Source organism: Leeuwenhoekiella sp. MAR_2009_132, assembly GCF_000687915.1.
In the GTDB taxonomy this organism is placed as follows: Bacteria; Bacteroidota; Bacteroidia; order Flavobacteriales; family Flavobacteriaceae; genus Leeuwenhoekiella.
In genome coordinates, this window is record NZ_JHZY01000002.1 from 234,277 (window position 1) to 253,187 (window position 18,911).

At 36.1% G+C, this 18,911-nt stretch carries 15 protein-coding genes; 9 read left to right on the forward strand and 6 right to left on the reverse strand.

Annotated features, from left to right (window positions below; genetic code table 11):
- Positions 1-32 precede the first annotated feature (32 nt).
- Positions 33-1,031, reverse strand: a complete 999-nt coding sequence (locus P164_RS01045; protein ID WP_028374632.1) for a glycosyltransferase family 2 protein — start codon at positions 1,029-1,031, stop codon at positions 33-35.
- A gap of 9 nt (positions 1,032-1,040) precedes the next feature.
- Positions 1,041-1,487: a type I restriction enzyme HsdR N-terminal domain-containing protein gene (locus tag P164_RS01050; protein WP_028374633.1), complete on the reverse strand. Its 447-nt coding sequence runs from the start codon at positions 1,485-1,487 to the stop codon at positions 1,041-1,043.
- Between the two features lie 72 nt (positions 1,488-1,559).
- Between P164_RS01050 and holA the strand changes: the two genes are divergently transcribed.
- Positions 1,560-2,588 carry a DNA polymerase III subunit delta gene (gene holA / locus P164_RS01055; RefSeq protein WP_028374634.1) on the forward strand — a complete coding sequence of 343 codons (1,029 nt, stop codon included), beginning with the start codon at positions 1,560-1,562 and terminating at the stop codon, positions 2,586-2,588.
- A 9-nt stretch (positions 2,589-2,597) separates the two neighbouring features.
- On the opposite strand, the gene P164_RS01060 is transcribed toward holA, so the two are convergent.
- Entirely contained in the window at positions 2,598-3,308 is a 711-nt protein-coding gene (locus P164_RS01060) for a 16S rRNA (uracil(1498)-N(3))-methyltransferase (RefSeq protein ID WP_028374635.1), read from the reverse strand.
- Between the two features lie 2 nt (positions 3,309-3,310).
- Positions 3,311-4,348: a tRNA (adenosine(37)-N6)-threonylcarbamoyltransferase complex transferase subunit TsaD gene (gene tsaD, locus P164_RS01065; RefSeq protein WP_028374636.1), complete on the reverse strand. Its 1,038-nt coding sequence runs from the start codon at positions 4,346-4,348 to the stop codon at positions 3,311-3,313.
- Between the two features lie 214 nt (positions 4,349-4,562).
- On the opposite strand from tsaD, the gene P164_RS18905 reads away from it, so the two are divergent.
- The 5 genes from P164_RS18905 (at position 4,563) to P164_RS01085 (ending at position 12,099) form a co-directional block, all read left to right on the forward strand.
- Positions 4,563-7,340: a hypothetical protein gene (locus tag P164_RS18905; protein WP_234405804.1), complete on the forward strand. Its 2,778-nt coding sequence runs from the start codon at positions 4,563-4,565 to the stop codon at positions 7,338-7,340.
- On the forward strand, positions 7,337-8,917 hold the full coding sequence (locus P164_RS18910) for a translocation/assembly module TamB domain-containing protein (protein ID WP_234405805.1): 1,581 nt from the start codon (positions 7,337-7,339) through the stop codon (positions 8,915-8,917). The genes P164_RS18905 and P164_RS18910 overlap by 4 nt, the downstream gene beginning before the upstream one ends.
- A 229-nt stretch (positions 8,918-9,146) precedes the next feature.
- The gene (pfkA, locus tag P164_RS01075) at positions 9,147-10,133 is read left to right on the forward strand and encodes a 6-phosphofructokinase (protein WP_028374637.1); all 987 of its coding nucleotides are present in this window, start codon (positions 9,147-9,149) and stop codon (positions 10,131-10,133) included.
- Between the two features lie 28 nt (positions 10,134-10,161).
- Positions 10,162-11,163, forward strand: a complete 1,002-nt coding sequence (gap, locus tag P164_RS01080) for a type I glyceraldehyde-3-phosphate dehydrogenase (RefSeq protein ID WP_028374638.1) — start codon at positions 10,162-10,164, stop codon at positions 11,161-11,163.
- A 75-nt stretch (positions 11,164-11,238) separates the two neighbouring features.
- Positions 11,239-12,099, forward strand: coding sequence for an N-acetylglucosamine kinase (locus P164_RS01085; RefSeq protein WP_028374639.1), 861 nt, complete (start codon positions 11,239-11,241; stop codon positions 12,097-12,099).
- 81 nt (positions 12,100-12,180) lie between these two features.
- On the opposite strand, the gene P164_RS01090 is transcribed toward P164_RS01085, so the two are convergent.
- Together P164_RS01090 and P164_RS01095 are read right to left on the reverse strand one after the other, a co-directional pair.
- Positions 12,181-12,561 (reverse strand): RidA family protein, encoded by a 381-nt coding sequence (locus tag P164_RS01090; protein WP_028374640.1) that lies wholly within the window; start codon positions 12,559-12,561, stop codon positions 12,181-12,183.
- Positions 12,562-12,585: 24 nt separating this feature from the next.
- Complete coding sequence (locus tag P164_RS01095; RefSeq protein ID WP_081817291.1) at positions 12,586-15,411, reverse strand: putative LPS assembly protein LptD; 2,826 nt, start codon at positions 15,409-15,411, stop codon at positions 12,586-12,588.
- A gap of 24 nt (positions 15,412-15,435) precedes the next feature.
- Here P164_RS01095 and P164_RS01100 point away from each other — a divergent pair, with 24 nt between their 5' ends.
- The 3 genes from P164_RS01100 to P164_RS01110 all read left to right on the forward strand — a co-directional run bounded on the left by P164_RS01100 (position 15,436) and on the right by P164_RS01110 (position 18,892).
- Positions 15,436-16,515 (forward strand): N-acetylmuramoyl-L-alanine amidase, encoded by a 1,080-nt coding sequence (locus tag P164_RS01100; RefSeq protein WP_028374642.1) that lies wholly within the window; start codon positions 15,436-15,438, stop codon positions 16,513-16,515.
- Between the two features lie 77 nt (positions 16,516-16,592).
- Positions 16,593-17,543, forward strand: a complete 951-nt coding sequence (locus tag P164_RS01105; RefSeq protein ID WP_028374643.1) for an MlaD family protein — start codon at positions 16,593-16,595, stop codon at positions 17,541-17,543.
- A gap of 5 nt (positions 17,544-17,548) precedes the next feature.
- Entirely contained in the window at positions 17,549-18,892 is a 1,344-nt protein-coding gene (locus tag P164_RS01110) for a (Fe-S)-binding protein (RefSeq protein WP_028374644.1), read from the forward strand.
- Positions 18,893-18,911: the final 19 nt, after the last annotated feature.

Consider the following 18,911-nt stretch of genomic DNA (forward strand, 5'->3'; position numbering starts at 1 on the left):
AAAAGCCAAACTTAACAATACTTTAAATTTTGTTAAAAGAGTTCGTTGTAGTGCTTAATTTTCCGTATGAAATACGTCCAAACTATAGTGTTAATCTTTGAATAGTGTCTGATTTTCTTGGTGTTACGTCTTTTTTGAATAACTAAAAATAATTTTGAGTAAAAATCAAAATGAGCTTTTAAAATAGCAAAAAAGTGGTCAGATTTTCCTTCTAAAAGAAATTTTAGTGCAGCAACTCCATCTAGACACATTCTAAAAAATAGAATTATCCAGACTTTAAAACCAGATACGTTTTTGAGTAGTAGTATAAGATTATTTCTAAAGTTTAGAAACGTCTTTTGCGGGTTCATTTGTTCTAGTGTCGCACCGCCCAAATGGTATACAGCACTCGTTCCTACACTTTTTATGGTAAAACCTTCTGCCTGAATACGCCAGCATAAATCAATTTCCTCCTGATGGGCAAAAAAGAGCTCATCTAAAGCTCCTGCTTTCCAAAAGAGTTCGTTTCTCACGACTAAACAAGCGCCACTTGCCCAAAATATAGGAAGCGTGTCATTATATTGGCCGCGATCTTCTTCTACAGTATCAAAGATACGACCACGACAAAAGGGATATCCCAAAGCATCAAGAAAGCCACCGGCTGCACCGGCATATTCAAAATGTGTTTTGCGTTTTAGGTCTAGTATTTTTGGCTGTGCAGCACCTAATTGATCATCATTTATAAATTCTTGAATAATAGGTTTTAACCAGTCTTTTGTAGTGAGAATGTCACTATTCATTAAAACCAATAAATCTTCAGAAAGACCTTTAAGAGAATCATTATAACCTTTAGCGTACCCGCCATTGCTTTTGTTTACTATGCAGGTAACCTGCGGAAAGTGTTGCGTTATAAATGCAACAGAGTCATCTGTTGATGCATTATCTGCAACATATATATGAGCCGCATGTGCACTGTGCGCAATTACTGAAGGTAAATATTCTTCAAGCAGGTGTCTGCCGTTCCAGTTGAGTATAACTATGGCTACTTTCAAAAGATGTGTTTAAGGGTTATAGGTAGGAAGGTCTGGAAGAAAAATATATTTTTCTGCTTCATAATCCATCTGGCAATAGTAATGATTAATACCATTTGTTACCATAAGATACTCTGCTTTTAATGCCAGATTGTATCGCGCAATCTGATCAAAAGTATCTTGATTGATTTTAATTTTAGGTGCTTTACACTCAACGATAAGCTTTATGCTTCCGTCTGGGTTAAAAATAACAACGTCATACCGTTTAGAAAGATTATTAACCTTGAGCTCTTTTTCTACATTTATTAGAGAAATGGGATAGTTGTAAGCTTGCAGCATATGTACGACAGTATGTTGGCGCACCCATTCTTCCGGCGTTAGCCGAACAAATTTTTTGCGAATGTCGTCAAATATAAGCGGTTTATTTTCGCTATTTTTGACCCGAAATGTATACCTGGGAAAATTCAATTGCTGCATCGTTTCAAAGGTAATCAACCTTTATAATTTTTACCAAGTTTATACTGCTAAGCCTTATTAAATAGATCTTTTGTGGAAGAAGTTACCCGTATAGTTAAGGATATTAAAAATGGAAATCTAAAACCTATTTATTTTTTAATGGGGGAAGAGCCTTATTATATAGATCAGCTGGCAGATTTTATAGCAGATCAGGTTTTAACCGAAGAGGAACGCGGGTTTAATCAAATGGTCTTATACGGTCGTGATGTATCGCTAGATGATGTAGTAGCTCAAGCCAAACGCTACCCGATGATGGCTGAACATCAAGTGGTAATTGTAAAAGAGGCTCAGGATATGGCTCGTGAGATTAATGCACAGAGCGAGGATAAGAAAAACAAACTCGAGGCCTATGCCGAAAATCCGCAGCATACTACCGTGCTGGTTTTTTGCTACAAATACAAAAAGATAGATAAGCGTAAGAAGGTTTACAAAGCCTTAGTCAAAAACGGTCTCGTATTTGAAAGTAAAAAACTGTATGACAACCAGGTAAGTGACTGGATCAGGAAAGTGATGAGCAGCAAAAATTATACGGTAGAGCCTAAAGCGGCTCATATGCTTGTTGAATTTTTAGGTACAGATCTTTCTAAAATAAATAATGAACTTCAAAAATTGATGCTGATTCTGCCGGCGGGTAGTGCAATTACACCACTTGCTATTGAAGAAAATATAGGAATTAGTAAAGACTATAATAATTTTGAGTTGCGCAAAGCAATAGGTAATAAGGAGATTGTGAAAGCGCACCGAATCATTAACTATTTTTCTCAAAACCCTAAGGATAATCCTATGGTGGTTACTATAGCATTGCTTTTTCAGTATTTTCAAAAATTGTTAATGTATCACGGTTTGCCTAGTAAAGACAAAAGTTCTGTAGCAAAAGCCTTAGGTGTGAGTCCGTATTTTGTTGGGGAATATGTTGATGCGGGCCGCAATTACCCCATGAAAAAAGTAAGCTCTATAATTAATCTCTTACGTGATGCCGATATGAAAGGAAAAGGTGTGGGCGCAAATCAATTACCACAAGGTGATATTTTAAAAGAATTACTGGTTAAGATTATGGGCTAATTTTAAAGCTTATTCATTAACAAAAGCGACGCTGTGCACGGCAACTACCGCAGCGGTTTCAGTACGTAATCTACTTTCCCCAAGCATAACGGGGATAAAACCTGTTTCTAAAGCATTCTCAATTTCTGAAGTAGAAAAGTCGCCTTCGGGACCTATTAAGATGAGATTAGAACCTCCTTTTTGTAACTTTTGCTTCAGTGAGAATTTAGAAGTTTCTTCACAATGCGCAATATATTTTACACCTACATAATTTGTAGTAAGCGCAATAAATTCAGAAAAAGAAATAGCAGGATTTAATTTAGGAATATAGGCTTTTAGCGACTGCTTCATAGCGCTTTGTAAAATACGCTCGTATCTATCTTCTTTAATTACTTTACGCTCGCTGTGATCACAAATTATGGGTGTGATTTCAGTGATGCCTATCTCGGTAGCTTTTTCAAGAAACCATTCAAATCTATCATTCAGTTTAGTTGGGGCAACTGCCATATGTAACTCATAGGGAAGGGGATTTTGAGTCGTGACTTCGATGATTTTTACAATACATCCAGACGGACTTGCAGTTGTGATTTCGGCTTTAAAAAAGTTTCCTGAGCCATTAGTGATATCAAGAAGGTCTCCCGCTTTTTTCCGTAGAACTTTTACTATATGTTTACTCTCATCTTTAGGAAAGGTTGCCTGTGTTGCTTCTGCAGCAATATCTGGATTATAAAATAACTGCATACTTATATTTTAAGACGAGATTGCGCCATTACACGGGTTTCTTTAAAACCTGTATTTATAAGATTTTCTGACATGTATTTTAAATAACCTACAATTCCTATCATTGCTGCATTATCTGTAGTGTATTCAAACTTTGGGATAAACGTTTTCCAGCCGTATTTAGCTTCCGCTTTTTTAAGCGCTTCCCGAATTCCACTATTTGCAGAAACACCACCTCCTATAGCAACTTGTGTAATGCCGGTTTCTTTTACCGCTTTTTTTATTTTATCCATTAAAATCTCAACAATTGTATATTGAATGGAGGCACATATATCGTTGAGGTTTTCATCTACAAACGTAGGATTTTTAGCAATCTCCCGTTGAAAAAAATACAGAACAGCAGTTTTAAATCCGCTAAAACTAAAATCTAAACCATCAACCTTAGGCTTTGTAAATTTATAAGCTTTAGGGTTTCCTAGCTTGGCATATTTATCAATTAAGGGTCCGCCGGGATAAGGTAGGCCTAATATTTTTGCACTTTTGTCAAAAGCTTCTCCTACCGCATCATCAATAGTTTGCCCCAAAACAGTCATTTTAAAATGATCATCAACACGTACAATCTGCGTGTGACCACCAGAAATTGTCATAGCAAGAAACGGAAATGTAGGTTTGTCATACCCATCCTCATCTATAAAATGAGCCAGAATGTGTGCCTGCATATGGTTTACATCTATTAAAGGGATATTTAGTCCCATCGCAAATGATTTTGCAAAGGATGTGCCTACCAGGAGGGAGCCCATTAGACCGGGACCACTGGTAAAAGCAATCGCTGAAAGATCTTCTTTTTTTACATTTGCAACGCGTAGCGCCTCGTGAACAACGGGAACAATATTTTGTTGATGTGCTCTAGAAGCAAGTTCAGGAACTACGCCACCATATTGTTTATGCACTGCCTGGCCGGCGACAACATTTGAAAGCTTTTTGTCGTTAAGAAGCACAGCAGCGGCAGTATCATCGCAAGATGATTCAATAGCTAGGATGTAGGTATTATTTTTTGGCATAATGGAGTTAAGCATACCGATTGTTAATGTACTTTTACCCATAATAAAATCAATGCCGAAAGGCAGATCTTAAACAGGTTCAATTTATGAGCGCGCTACTTCTTAAGAGGTATTTTGAGATTTTGTAGATCGCATATTGTGCAAAGTTAAAACTTAAAAACGTATCAGAAAATTTAGAAAAATAGTTACACGTACCCTATTCTTAGTGATAGGTGTGTTTGCGTTGCTAGTCGTCATATTTTCGATACCTACTGTACAAACATTTATCGCTAATAAAGTTACTACTTCACTCAACGAAAAATATGGCACTCAAATTTCGGTAGGTAAAATTCATATAAAATATAATGGTTTTGCTTCAATTAAGGAAGTTTATATTGCAGATCACCATAATGATACTTTAATCTATTCACAGAAAGTAGAAACGAGTTTGTTAAGCTTAAAAGCTTTGATGAATAGTCAAATGAATTTAGGAGATATAGCTTTAGAAAATTCTAAGCTGTATGTGCGTAAGTATAAAGGTGAAGAAAATGACAACCTGTATGTTTTTTTTCAAAAATTTAATACAGGAGCACCACCTTCTACACCTTTTAGACTCTCATCTTCTGAGGTAGAGTTAATCAATATGCATTTTAAATTTACCGATGAAGATTTAGATACGCCTACCGTAGTAGATTATACTAATCTACAATTGCTGGCAGAAGATTTTAAACTTGACGATGTCACAGTTACCGCTCAGATAAAAGATTTACAGCTCGATGCAGCAAGAGATTATCATTTGCGCGGGCTGCAGGCAGATTTCAAATACAATCCAGAAACCATTATTTTAAAAGATCTTAGACTAACTACAGAGTATTCGGTATTGAAGGGCGATGTGGTTATGGATACTAAAGATGACGCTTTTCAGGATTTTAATAACCGGGTGATCTTTAATATCGATTTTGACGATACTCAAATATCAACGACAGATTTACAGGTTTTTTATGCGGAATTTGGAGCTGATAAAACCTTATCGCTTAACGGAAAAATGAAAGGTACACTCAATGATTTTAGACTTTCAGACTTCGATTTAAGCGGCCTGAATACAAGTCGTATACAGGGAAATGTACGTTTTAGAAATTTGTTAGGTGATAACAATACATTCACTATTGAAGGTGATTACAAGCAATTACAAACTTCATATTTAGATTTAACAGCATTATTACCTGGTGTTTTAGGAACAAATTTACCCGAAGAATTGGTGCGTTTAGGAGTCGTTGATCTTGAGGGAGTTTTAAATGTTACCGAAAATACGATATACTCTAAAACAACAATCAAAACAGATCTTGGGCTTATTGAAACCGATATCGATTTAACAAATACCAGTAATATAGACCTGGCGACTTATGTAGGTATGGTGCGTGCTGAAAATTTTAATTTAGGTAGGCTTTTACAGGTTCCTAAACTAGGTGCTGTTACTTTTAACTTTCTGATAAATGGAGAAGGTATAGAAGCAGCTACATTAGATACACACGTAGAGGGTGTAATTAATAGAATAAATTATAACAAATACAACTATCAGGCTATAACAGTATCAGGTGATTTAAGTTACCCGGTTTTTGATGGTCGCCTAAGTATTAGAGATCCTAATGCAGATCTAACTTTTAATGGTCTTATAGATGTTACCCAGGCTGTTAATACATATGATTTTACTGCAGAAATTGATCACTTAGATCTGGCGAAACTCAATTTTTTAAATGACAGTATTGCGCTCTTAAAAGGACAGGTTGTTATAGATATGCAGGGTACAAATATTGATGATGCAGCTGGTAGTATCGTGTTTAGCAAATCTAGTTTTGAGAACACTAACGATCTGTATGAGTTTGAAGATTTTGAGATCACATCTACCTTTAAAGATAGCTTACGTACAATTACCATAAACTCTCCAGACATCATATCAGGTGAGGTTTCAGGTAACTTCAGAATAGGTGATGTACAAGCTCTTTTTAGAAATGCAATAGGAAGTCTATATACAAACTATGAGCCGCAGACTATTACTACAGATCAGTTTATGGATTTTAATATTCAGATCTACAGTAAGATTGTTGAGGTTCTTGTACCAGATATAGAGTTAGAGCCTAATACTTTTGTAAGAGGGAGCGTGATTTCTGACGATTCAGACTTTAAACTTACATTTAGATCACCACGTATAAAAGCATTTGGTATTCTCGCAGAATCTATAAATGTACGGGTAGATAATAAGAATCCGCTGTTTAATACCTTTATTGAAGCAGACAGTATAGGTAGTGGTATTTATGGAGTAAGTGACTTTAATCTCATTAATGTTACATTAAAAGATACGCTATTTATGCGCTCTGAATTTAAGGGCGGTCCGCAGAAGCAAGATGTTTACGATTTGAGTTTTTACCATACGATCAATCCTGATAATAATTCGGTATTAGGATTTAAGAAGAGTAGTCTTAAATTTAAAAATAACCTTTGGTTTTTAAATGAAGCAGATAATAAAGACAATAAAATAGTCTTCAGTAATAACTTTCAAAACATAGATGTTAGAGAACTTATTCTTTCTCATGAAGAAGAGCGCATTTCTGTTGAAGGTATTTTAAGAGACAGTACTTTTAAAGACATTAAGACAAATTTTGAACAGGTACGTCTATCGCATATTACACCTTATATAGATAGTCTTAGCCTACGCGGTCTTGTAAATGGAAATCTTGATATTTTACAGAAAGAAGGAGTGTATCTGCCTAATAGTAATGTGAATATCAGCAATTTTACGATAAACGATATTCTAATGGGCGATCTCGACCTTTCAGTAAAGGGTAACGAGAGCTTAACGAGTTATAAAATTGATACTCGCTTGCGTAATGAAAATGTTGAAACACTAACCGCTTTAGGAACTATAAATTTAGAAGCTGCAAACCCTGCAATAGATTTAGATGTACAGCTTCGGAAATTAAATCTGCAAGCATTTAGTCCGTTAGGGGCGATGTGATTTCAGCAATACGAGGTCTAGCAAGTGGTAGAGCGCAAATTACCGGAGATTACCGTAATCCAGATATTGATGGGGAATTACTTCTTAGAGATGCCGGCTTATCTATACCTTATTTGAATACTAATTATGACTTTAAAGGCACTGCGCGAGTAACCTTAAGTGATCAAGAATTTAAATTTAACTCGGTCTCCTTATCTGATGTTAAATACAAGACTACGGGAACTTTAACCGGTACTATAAGTCATCAATTTTTTAGAAACTGGGATCTTGATCTTGATGTAACCACAGACCGCTTACTGGTTTTAGATACAAAACAAGATGATTTTGCTTTATATTATGGTACGGCTTTTATAAGTGGTGACGCGAGTTTAAAAGGGCCTACAGATGAGCTGGTAATAGATGTTGCGGCAACTACAGAGAAGGGAACTATTTTTAAAATTCCACTAAGTGATACAGAATCTTTTGGAGATAGTAGTAATATTTATTTTTTAAGTCCCGAAGAAAAACAGGCGCGTTTAGACGGTGAGGAGATTGTTATTAAAGAATTTAAGGGACTCGAACTTAATTTTGATTTAGAAGTTACACGTGATGCTGAAGTAGAAATTGTCGTAGACGAGACAAACGGAAGTACGCTTAAAGGCCGTGGTGCGGGTTATTTATTAATACAGATTAATACTAATGGAAAGTTTAATATGTTTGGTGACTTTACACCCTACGAAGGTTCCTATAACTTTAGATACAGTGGTGTAGTACAAAAGCAATTTGATATTATTCCAGAAGGTAAGATTAGCTGGGATGGTGAACCTACTGAAGCCTTGCTTGATATAAGTGCTGTTTACAGAACACAGGCAAACCCGTCTATACTTTTAGAAAACCCTTCAGTTAATCGAAAAATACCGGTAAATGTGATTATTAATCTCGATGGCGAATTAATGCAGCCGGAAATCACTTTTGACTTTGAGTTTCCGAATACCAGTTCTATTGTGACCTCAGAACTTAACTACAGACTAGATAACAGAGCAACCCGAGAATTGCAGGCCTTTTCACTAGTGACTCAAGGATCATTTTTTAGTCAAAATGGTATTGATGCACAATCTGCCGCCTATGGTAATTTAATAGAAACAGCATCGGGCATATTTAATGATTTATTGTCTGATGAAGATGGTAAATTTAGTGTGGGGCTTGACTATGTGCAGGCAGACAATCGGCCAGATTTGCAAACTTCAGGACGTTTTGGTTTTACACTTTCTACACAGATTTCTAACCGTGTTATAATAAATGGTAAAGTAGGTGTACCCGTAGGCGGCGTAAGTGAGCGTGCCGTTGTGGGTAATGTAGAAGTTAATTTTCTACTTAATGAAGACGGGTCTCTTCGCGCAACTATTTTTAACCGCCAGACAGATATACAATTTGTAGCCAGCGATAATGATGGTTATACGCAAGGTGCAGGAGTATCGTATTCTGTAGATTTTGATACATTCAAGCAGTTAATTCAGAAAGTATTTAAAGGAGAAGCTCGCGAAGTCGAAGAAGAAATCAAAATAATTCAATCAGATTCTGATTATCCTATCGAATAGGGATTACCTGATATCTTCATATTTTAATAAGAATATGCTATTTTGAGCCGTTCTTATTTTCTGATCCTTTAAAAACTACCCTTTTAGATTGTAAAGTCCCTAATTTGACGTCTTAAAAAAAATAAGTTGTTAACGATAACGATTGAAATTGAGGATACCTTTAAATTCATCGCTAATGCCTTAGGAAAGTGCTTAGAGATTCCTATTTTTACTGTTCATTCAATAGTAAATGGCAAAAAAAATTACAAAAATCGGAGTTCTTACTTCCGGTGGGGATTCTCCGGGAATGAATGCTGCAGTTAGATCTGTGGTGCGTACGTGTGCATATCATAAAGTTGATTGTATTGGTATATATAGAGGGTATGAAGGTTTAATTGATGGTGAGTTTGCACCCATGGATGCGCGTAGTGTACGTGATATAATAAACCGAGGTGGTACGATGCTTAAATCTGCTCGTTCAGACCGTTTTAGAACCCCTGAAGGTCGTAAAATTGCTCACGACAATCTACTCGAAAATAATATTGACGCGCTTGTTGTCATAGGTGGTGATGGTACCTTTACCGGTGGTCTTCTTTTTAATACAGAATTTGATTTTCCTGTAATAGGAATTCCGGGCACTATAGATAATGACATTAGCGGTACAGATCGTACATTAGGTTATGATACGGCATTAAATACAGCTGTAGAAGCGATAGATAAAATACGAGATACTGCAAGTTCGCATAACAGACTTTTCTTTGTTGAGGTAATGGGGCGTGATGTAGGTCACATTGCATTAAATGCAGGAGTAGGAGCGGGTGCTGAAGAAATATTGATTCCGGAAGAAAATCTAGGTCTTGAACGCTTATTAGAATCATTACTGCGCAGTAAAGCCAGTGGTAAAATGTCTAGTATTGTAGTAGTGGCTGAAGGTGATAAAACTGGTAAAAATGTTTTTGAGCTTAAAGATTATGTAGATGAGCATTTAGAAGGCTATGATGTGAGAGTCGCAGTTTTAGGTCATATGCAACGTGGTGGTTCACCAAGTTGTTATGATCGAGTTCTGGCAAGTAGAATGGGTGTAAAAGCTGTAGAATCGTTACTTGCAGGAGAAAGCAATTATATGGTAGGAATACAACATGAAAAAATGATATTGTATCCTATAGAAAAAGCGATTAAAGGAAAAACTGAAATTAACAAAGAGCTTGTGCGTGTGTCTGAAATAATGACCACATAATATTAATTCTAATTAAAAGTAATTTAAAATGGGAAATTTAAAAATAGGTATCAATGGTTTTGGCCGTATAGGTCGTATCGTATTTAGAGCAACAGTTAAACGTGATAACGTAGATGTTGTAGCTATTAATGACCTTTTAGATGTTGAACACCTTGCATACCTTTTAAAATATGATTCTGTTCACGGTAACTTTGACGGTACTGTAGAAGTAAAAGACGGTCATCTTGTTGTAGATGGTAAAACAGTACGTATCACTGCTGAGCGTGATCCTAAAAACTTGAAGTGGGACGAGGCAGGCGTAGATGTTGTTGCTGAGTGTACCGGTATATTTACTACACTAGAAACTGCAGATTACCACATTCAGGCTGGTGCTAAGAAAGTTGTTATTTCTGCACCTTCTAAAGATGTGCCTATGTTTGTAATGGGCGTTAATCATAAAGATGTTAAAGCCAGCGACAAAATTGTTTCTAATGCATCTTGTACTACAAACTGTTTAGCTCCTTTAGCTAAAGTATTAAATGATGCTTATGGTATTGATGAAGCATTAATGACAACCGTACACGCAACTACTGCTACTCAAATGACAGTAGATGGTCCTTCTAAAAAAGACTGGAGAGGTGGTCGTTCTGCATTATTAAATATTATACCTGCTAGTACAGGTGCTGCAGTTGCTGTAACTAAAGTTATTCCTGAATTAAAAGGGAAATTAACGGGTATGGCTTTCCGTGTGCCTACAGCAGATGTTTCGGTTGTAGATTTAACAGTACGTTTATCTAAAGAAACCAGCTACGAAGATATTAAGAAGACGTTTAAAGCTGCCTCAGAAGGAGAGATGAAAGGTGTTCTTGGTTACACAGATGAAGATGTGGTTTCTCAAGATTTTATAGGTGATCCTCGTACAAGTATTTTTGATGCTGGTGCAGGTATTGAATTAAATTCAAAATTCTTTAAGATCGTATCTTGGTATGATAATGAGTTTGGTTATTCAAACAAATTAGTTGACTTAGCAGAATACGTTAACACGCTATAATTGATTTATAATTTTAAGCCCTTTAATTCAACTTCTGAATTAAAGGGCTTTTTTTAACTCTTACATCAAAAAAATATGATATTATTAGTAGATAGCGGATCAACGAAAACAGATTGGATCGCATTGAATGCTGAGGGAGCTGAGATTTTTCAAACACAGACTTTTGGTTTAAATCCACAAGTATTGTCTGCTGAAATCTTAACTGAGAGAATAATCAATAACTATGAATTGTATAAACATCGTCACGAAGTGACTCACGTTTACTTTTACGGTGCAGGTTGTGGTACTACTAAACCTAAAGAATTGATTAAAGGTGTTTTTGATGAATTTTTTGACAAAGCGCAACTTATAGATATTAAAGAAGATACCTATGCTGCTCTTTATGCTACTACTAAAAAGAACGAACCCGGAATTGTTTGTATCATAGGTACAGGCTCTAACTGCAGTTTATATGATGGAGAGAATATAGAACAAAAGGTAACTTCTTTAGGTTATATTTTGATGGATGACGGTAGTGGTAATTACTTTGGACGTCAATTATTACGTGACTTTCATTTTAACAAAATCCCAAAAGAACTAGCTTACGAGTTTGCTAAGCAATTTGATCTTACTGCAGAAAGCATTAAAAATCATTTATATAAAATGCCTAATCCTAATACATATTTGGCGCAATTTGCACGTTTCTTAATTACAAATAAAGATCACGAGTATTGCAAAAAGCTAATACGTAAAGGCTTTAAATTATTTATTGAACACCAGATTCTTCAATTTAAGAATGCTAAAGAAATACCAGTTCACTTTGTAGGCTCTATTTCTTTTTATCTTCAGGATGAATTAAGAGATTTATTAAAAGAGTATGACTTGAAAATAGGAAAGGTTTTAAAGAGACCCATAGAAGGTCTTGTAGCTTACCACAAGAATTATATTATGGTTTAATAAAAACCTTAAAACTAAATTAAAAAAGCTGCTAATGAGGATAATTTCTCATTAGCAGCTTTTTTTTATGCGTGTTTCAGACTACTTAACAGCAATCATAGAAATTTCTACATTTACAAATTTTGGAAGATTTGCTACTTCTACAGTTTCACGTGCGGGTGCTGTTTGCTCATCAAAAGCTGTGGCGTAAACTGCATTTACAGCAGCAAAACTATTCATATCGCTTAAAAAAATAGAGCTTTTAACTACGTGCTCAAATGTAAGTCCTGCCTCTGTTAGTATAGCTTCTAAATTTTGCATAACCATTTTAGTTTCTTCAGCTATATCACCACTTACTAGCTCGCCAGTTTTAGGGTCTAATGGTATTTGACCGCTTATATATAAAGTGTCCCCGGCAAATACAGCTTGGTTATATGGGCCTATAGGAGCGGGAGCATTAGGGGTACTAATTATTTTTTTCATAAGTCTATATTTAAAAAAATTAAATTAAAGTCTCTGATCTGGTGAGCGACGCTTCTCATATTTTAAATCGCTCAATACACTTGATTTTATACCTATAAAGAAATTCCAGGAAGCATAGGTGCCAAAAGGAGTCCAGGCAAACGTCATATTAAAACTTTCTAGATCTCGTGCAAACCGCAATTGAGTAGGTGTAAATTTTCCGGTAGTTAAGTCAACTCCAGAAGACGCTCCTACAAACCAGCGCTCGCCTAATTCTACATCACCACTAAAATTTACAGCATGAGAGGTTATCATATTTTGGCGTGTAAGATTTCCGTAATTCACATTATAATTTACGCGTAAATTCCAGGGGATTTTATAATTAAAAAGTTCGCGTTTTACGTCATCGTCTTCTTCGCCCTCATCTTTATCATTAAATTTATTTCTTAGCTGATCACCATCTTCACCAAGCAAATTATCCCGCCTGGCGCCATTACGTGCAGTCTGGGTATCTTCTCCGTCATTGTTTTTTTCAAAACTTTTACTGCTAAAGGAATAGCCAAAGTTGGCGCTGGCATTAGTTAATCTAAATAAACTTCCACCGTTTTGAATATTCAATTTATCAATACGTCTGTTATTGTTATTTAAGGCATACGGGTCTAAAGTCATATTGAAGTTAACACTCAATTTACTTTGAATTATAGGAATCGTTCCGCGTACCGAAATAGGGCTCAGTTTTAAACTATCTGCCAGAAAATTATAATTTGTAGATATCGCAAGGTTGCTAATAAGATCTATTTTTTTAGGCTCTACAGCGGTGCTGTCTTTATCTCTAACTTTTGCCTCTACCGTGTTGTTTATACTTAAGCTGACGCCACTCGAACTAAAATTACCCGGCGCACCGTAAAAGCCACCATCAAATCTTGAATAGGTTACCTCACGCGTTAAATCTCCATTAGGATCATCTAATTCTGGTGCTAAGAACGTTTCATAATACTGATCAAAAGCCGGGTTGTAATTAAAAGAAACTGAAGGTTTAATTACGTGACGTATGGCTTGTATCTTTTTGTCTTCTCCAAAATTAAACTGGCCATATAACGTAGTACCTAAACTTGTACTGAAGTTATAGGTATTAAAACGATCAAAACCATTTATAGTATCCTCAACAATTTTTCGTTGTTCTGTGTCAAAACTCTGGTTGATGGTTTCAAAAACCCAGCTTTCCTGATAGTTTGTACTTGCAGATACGCTTAAATGCTTAAAAAGTTTAAAGTTTGTTGTAATAGGGATGCTGTGTCTTACTCCTAATTCTGCATCTCTAAACATTTGAGCTGTAAAAAACAAACTGTCTGTGGTTTCAAAACGGTTTTCCCCACTACCGGAGTAGTTGAAGTTGATGTTTTCTATAATTCCTTTTTTGGAGCCGGTCTTAGGCGCAAATGGGTAAATACGATCTACGTTTAACTGTAAGCTAGGTAAGGTCATATTAATAACCTGCGTCTGCGTATTTTGTGTATGTCTTGCTGTAAGCGCAAGATTAACTTGTGGTACGGTCTGAAAGGTTTTAGAATAGGATACCGAAGAGCTTAATGTGTTTGTAAGCCTACTGGCGACATTATCAATGTTTGTAGATTGCCTAAAATAGTTACTACTTCCTAAGTTTACAGATGCAGAAAAACGCGAATTAGGACTCGACTTGGTGTCCTGGCTATGTGACCACTGAATATTATAAGTATTTGTTTCAGAAAAATCGGGTAAACCACGCTCGCTATTGAGTAGTCTTTCATATCTGATGTTTACGTTTCCACTAAACTTGTATCGCTTTCGATAGGCACTGCTTCCGCGTAGCGCATAACTACCGTTTGTATAATAATCACCGGTAAGTGTAAGATCTGCATAATCGCTTAATGCAAAATAATATCCTCCGTTTTGAAGAAAATAACCACGCTCGTTATTTTCTCCGGGCGATGGCATTATAAACCCGGAAACACTGGTTTCTTTTTCCATTGGAAAATAAGCAAAGGGCACTCCTAAAGGAATAGGAACATCATAAACAAACATGTTAACCAGACCGGTAACAATTTTCTTTCCCGGTACAAATTTTACTTTTCGGGCATAGAAGTAATATTCGGGGTCATCCTCATTCTCGCTGGTTGTAAAACGCACATTGCGCATAAAAACAACCGAATCATTAACCCGTTTACTTACCTCATTTTTAATGTAAAACTCCTGTTGCTTTGTACGAGATCCGTAAATAAGCGCTTTTTCGGTCTTAAAATTGTATTTGATCGAGTCTGGCTCTACGGTGTTTTGCGCCTGCACAAAAACGGGACCTTGAGTGTAAACACCAGCAGAATCTAAAATACCCTTTGCAAAAACAACATTGTTTGTGTTATCTACAATAATTTGACCTGCTTTGATGTTGATGTCGGTATAGTTAATCTCTGCCTCGTTGTATAAATACAGTTTGTTAGTGCGTTTATCAAACCGAGAATAATCAGTGGCACTGTATTTGACAATATCGGTAAGCGGCTCGCGGGCAGGTTGTAAACTGTCTGTCTTTGTGCTGTCGCGTTGTGTAGGCGCAAGCATATGGGTAAGTTGACTGCCTTGAGGTTTGTTAACGGGCTGTTTGTAAGACGTATCTGCAGGTATGCTTTTAAGAGTATTTACTGATATCTCCTGAGCCTGTAAAGACCCACAGCAGATAAGGAATACGCCTAGAATTTGCAGTACGATAAGGATCTTTGTTCGCAATGGGATTAGTACTATTTTTGTAAATGAAAGGGCAAAAACCAATGTGCCAAAATTACATCTATTTTTTAGAAGCCATAAGTAATGAAGATTAAAAATGGCTTTGTAAAATTGCATGATATTAAATGACGTTCCCCAAATATGAAAACGAATATATCTTTTATAATTGTATTTACCCTGAGTTTGCTATGTAGCAATTCTTTTTCTAATGATAAACCTATTGATTTTAAGAAGTTTGTAGTTGTTATAGATGCCGGTCACGGAGGTAAAGATCCCGGGAAACCTTCAAAAACCGGTATAAAAGAGAAGGATGTAGCCTTAAAAATCGCTTTATTAATAGGAGAAGAGTTAGGGAAAAATAAAGAGATTGAAGTTTTATACACCCGTAAAACCGACGTTTTTGTAGAATTAGATCGTCGTGGTGAAATTGCTAATAAGGCAAAAGCAGATCTTTTTATCTCTATTCATTGCAATGCGCATACCTCTCAGGCTTCTGGTGCAGAAACGTATGTGCTGGGTTTACATCGAAATAATACCAATTTTGAAGTTGCAAAGGCTGAAAACGAAGTGATCTTTCTGGAAGATAACTATGAAGAAAAATATGCACAGTATAATTTAAACTCACCAGAGTCTTTAATAGGTCTTACACTTATGCAAGAAGAGTTTTTAGACCAAAGCATTCAATTAGCAAGTTTGGTTCAGGATAACTTCAGAGAAAAACTGAATCGTAAAGATCGTAGTGTTAAACAGGCGGGATTTGTTGTGTTACATCAAACAGTGATGCCCAGTGTTCTTATTGAAACGGGCTTTATTACCAATAACGAAGAAGGTAAGTATTTAAATTCTTCAACAGGACAAAAAGAAATAGCGCACGCAATAGCCACAGCGATTGAGGAATATAGAGAAAATGTAAGTGCAAATGACTTTCTGGGAATAACTAAAGTTGTCCCGGCAGTTGAGGTAAAGGATATTGTTTCAGACGGTGAGGTGTATATGGTGCAGATAGCGGCAAGTAGTAAAAGCGTTGAGCCCAAATCATATAATTTTAAAGGTTTAGGGGAGATTACCAGAGCTAAGGAAGGAAAACTGTATAAGTATTATTATGGCGATACCTCAAATTACAGTGAAATTCAACGTAAACTTTCTGAAGCAAAAGCTAAAGGGTATAAGTCTGCTTATATTGTTTCCTTTAAAAATGGGGTAAAGCGAAAGGTCAACTAAGTTATAAATAAAAGTTAGCGTAGTAAGTCCTAATAGATTTTATTCCTAAATTTGAAGCTCATCAAAAATAGTACACATTGAACATTTCTAGAGAGGTAAAAACAGGTCTGTTAGCCGTAGTGGCAATAGCTCTTTTAATTTTTGGTTATAGCTTTTTAAAAGGCAATAATCTTCTTCAAAATGACCGTACTTATTATGCGATTTACGATAACGTAGAGGGGCTTTCTCCCGGCTCTACTGTGACTATTAATGGTCTGGTAGTAGGTAAAGTATTATCTATAGATTTTGCAGACAAGCAGGGTATGCTATTAGTAACCTTTAATGTCAAAAATGATTTTCAATTCTCAAAAAGCAGTAAGGCACAAATATATGGAGGTGGTTTAATAGGTGGAAAATCTCTTTCTATTGTGCCAGATTACGAGCGCGGTGAAGTTGCTAAGTCTGGTGATACTCTAGAGGGTACTATTGATGAAGGTATTTTTGAGCTGGTAAATGAGCGTCTAACACCGCTACAGAAAAAAGTGGAGTCTGTGATAAACAGTACAGATTCTGTTTTAACCGGTGTTGCAGATGTTTTAGATCAAGATACCCGTAAAAATTTACGCACAGCTATTGCAGATATTACTGAAACAGCCGCATCGTTTAAACAAGCTTCGCAGGGATTAAATAAACTATTGTCTGATAATGATAAGAAATTAAGCCGCACATTCACGAATCTTGATGAGATGTCTGCTAATTTTAATCAGATGAGCGATAGTCTTTCTCAGGTTAACGTGGGTCAGCTAGTTACTAAAATGGAAGATATGATTGCAGAAGTAGAAAGCATCACCTCTAAGATAGATAATGGCGAAGGTAGTTTAGGGCAATTGATTAATGATAAGGATATGTATAATAACCTGGAGCGCGCTACCAAGCAGATGGAAGAGCTTATGCAAGACATAAAACTTAATCCTAAACGTTACGTACATTTTTCAGTTTTTGGTAAAAATCCGGGTCCATATAACGAACCGAAAGATTCACTTAAATAAATTAAATGCAATACCTTCCTAATATATTGTTCATAATCGCACTAGCGATTGGAGTTGTTTTTTTTGCTAAAAACGTTCAAAAGCTAATCCGCAATATAAAATTAGGCCGCGATGAAGATCGAAGCGATAATAAGCCGCAACGTTGGCGCAATATGGCTAAGATTGCTTTAGGGCAATATAAAATGGTACGTAGACCGGTTTCTGGTATAATTCACGTACTTGTATACCTGGGTTTTATAATCATTAATATTGAAGTTCTTGAGATTGTAATTGACGGGATTTTTGGTACACACCGTATATTCAGTTTTATGGGTGGTTTTTATAACTTCCTTATTGCTGTTTTTGAAATTTTTGCACTCCTTGTTTTAGTAGGCGTTATTGTTTTCTGGATACGTCGTAACATTTTACATATAAAGCGTTTTTTAAATCGAGAAATGAAAGGTTGGCCTAAGTTAGATGCCAATCTCATTTTGTATTTTGAAGTGGTACTTATGCTGTTGTTTCTAACTATGAACGCTGCAGATTATACACTTCAGCTTAAAGGAGCAGAGCATTATGCGAGTGCTTCAGGTATTCTAGGGTCGTTTCCGGTTAGTCAGTTTATAGCTCCTTTATTTGAAAATATGAGTATCTCATCATTAATACTCGTGGAACGCGCGGCCTGGTGGATTCATATTTTAGGAATACTGGTATTTTTAAATTACTTATACTATTCTAAGCATTTGCATATATTACTGGCTTTCCCAAATACATATTTTGCAAGACTAAAACCACAGGGACAGTTTGATAATTTAGATGCGGTTACACAAGAAGTAAAATTAATGATGGATCCTGATGCAGATCCTTATGCAATGCCAGAGGAAGGTGCGGCTGATGAAGTGCCGGCAAAGTTTGGTGCTAGTGAAGCGACAGATTTAAGCTGGGTTCAATTATTAAATGCATATACCTGTACAGAATGCGGTAGATGTACCAGTGAATGTCCTGCAAATCAAACCGGAAAGTTACTGTCACCACGTCGCATTATGATGGCGACACGTGATCGTCTTGAAGATATAGGAAAAAATATAGATGCTAATAAGGGAACCTTTCAGGATGATGGGAAACAATTATTAGATGATTATATTACCCGCGAAGAATTATGGGCGTGTACTACCTGTAATGCTTGTGTAGAAGCTTGCCCGGTGGGTATAAACCCACTTTCTATTATTATGGATATGAGACAGTATCTTGTAATGGAGCAGAGCGCGGCTCCTACAGATTTGAACAATGCGATGACCAATATTGAAAATAACGCAGCACCATGGCCTTTCAATCAAATGGATCGTGCAAATTGGATCAACGAACTTTAGAAACCAACCAATAAATTTT

What these genes read in the sequence shown, in the direction of transcription:
- P164_RS01050 (WP_028374633.1), bottom strand. Translation starts at nt 1,487, where the DNA reads ATGCAGCAATTGAATTTTCCCAGGTATACATTTCGGGTCAAAAATAGC.
- P164_RS01110 (WP_028374644.1), top strand. Translation starts at nt 17,549, where the DNA reads ATGCAATACCTTCCTAATATATTGTTCATAATCGCACTAGCGATTGGA.
- P164_RS01100 (WP_028374642.1), top strand. Translation starts at nt 15,436, where the DNA reads ATGAAAACGAATATATCTTTTATAATTGTATTTACCCTGAGTTTGCTA.
- tsaD (WP_028374636.1), bottom strand. Translation starts at nt 4,348, where the DNA reads ATGCCAAAAAATAATACCTACATCCTAGCTATTGAATCATCTTGCGAT.
- P164_RS01090 (WP_028374640.1), bottom strand. Translation starts at nt 12,561, where the DNA reads ATGAAAAAAATAATTAGTACCCCTAATGCTCCCGCTCCTATAGGCCCA.
- gap (WP_028374638.1), top strand. Translation starts at nt 10,162, where the DNA reads ATGGGAAATTTAAAAATAGGTATCAATGGTTTTGGCCGTATAGGTCGT.
- P164_RS01085 (WP_028374639.1), top strand. Translation starts at nt 11,239, where the DNA reads ATGATATTATTAGTAGATAGCGGATCAACGAAAACAGATTGGATCGCA.
- pfkA (WP_028374637.1), top strand. Translation starts at nt 9,147, where the DNA reads ATGGCAAAAAAAATTACAAAAATCGGAGTTCTTACTTCCGGTGGGGAT.
- P164_RS01060 (WP_028374635.1), bottom strand. Translation starts at nt 3,308, where the DNA reads ATGCAGTTATTTTATAATCCAGATATTGCTGCAGAAGCAACACAGGCA.
- P164_RS01095 (WP_081817291.1), bottom strand. Translation starts at nt 15,411, where the DNA reads ATGCAATTTTACAAAGCCATTTTTAATCTTCATTACTTATGGCTTCTA.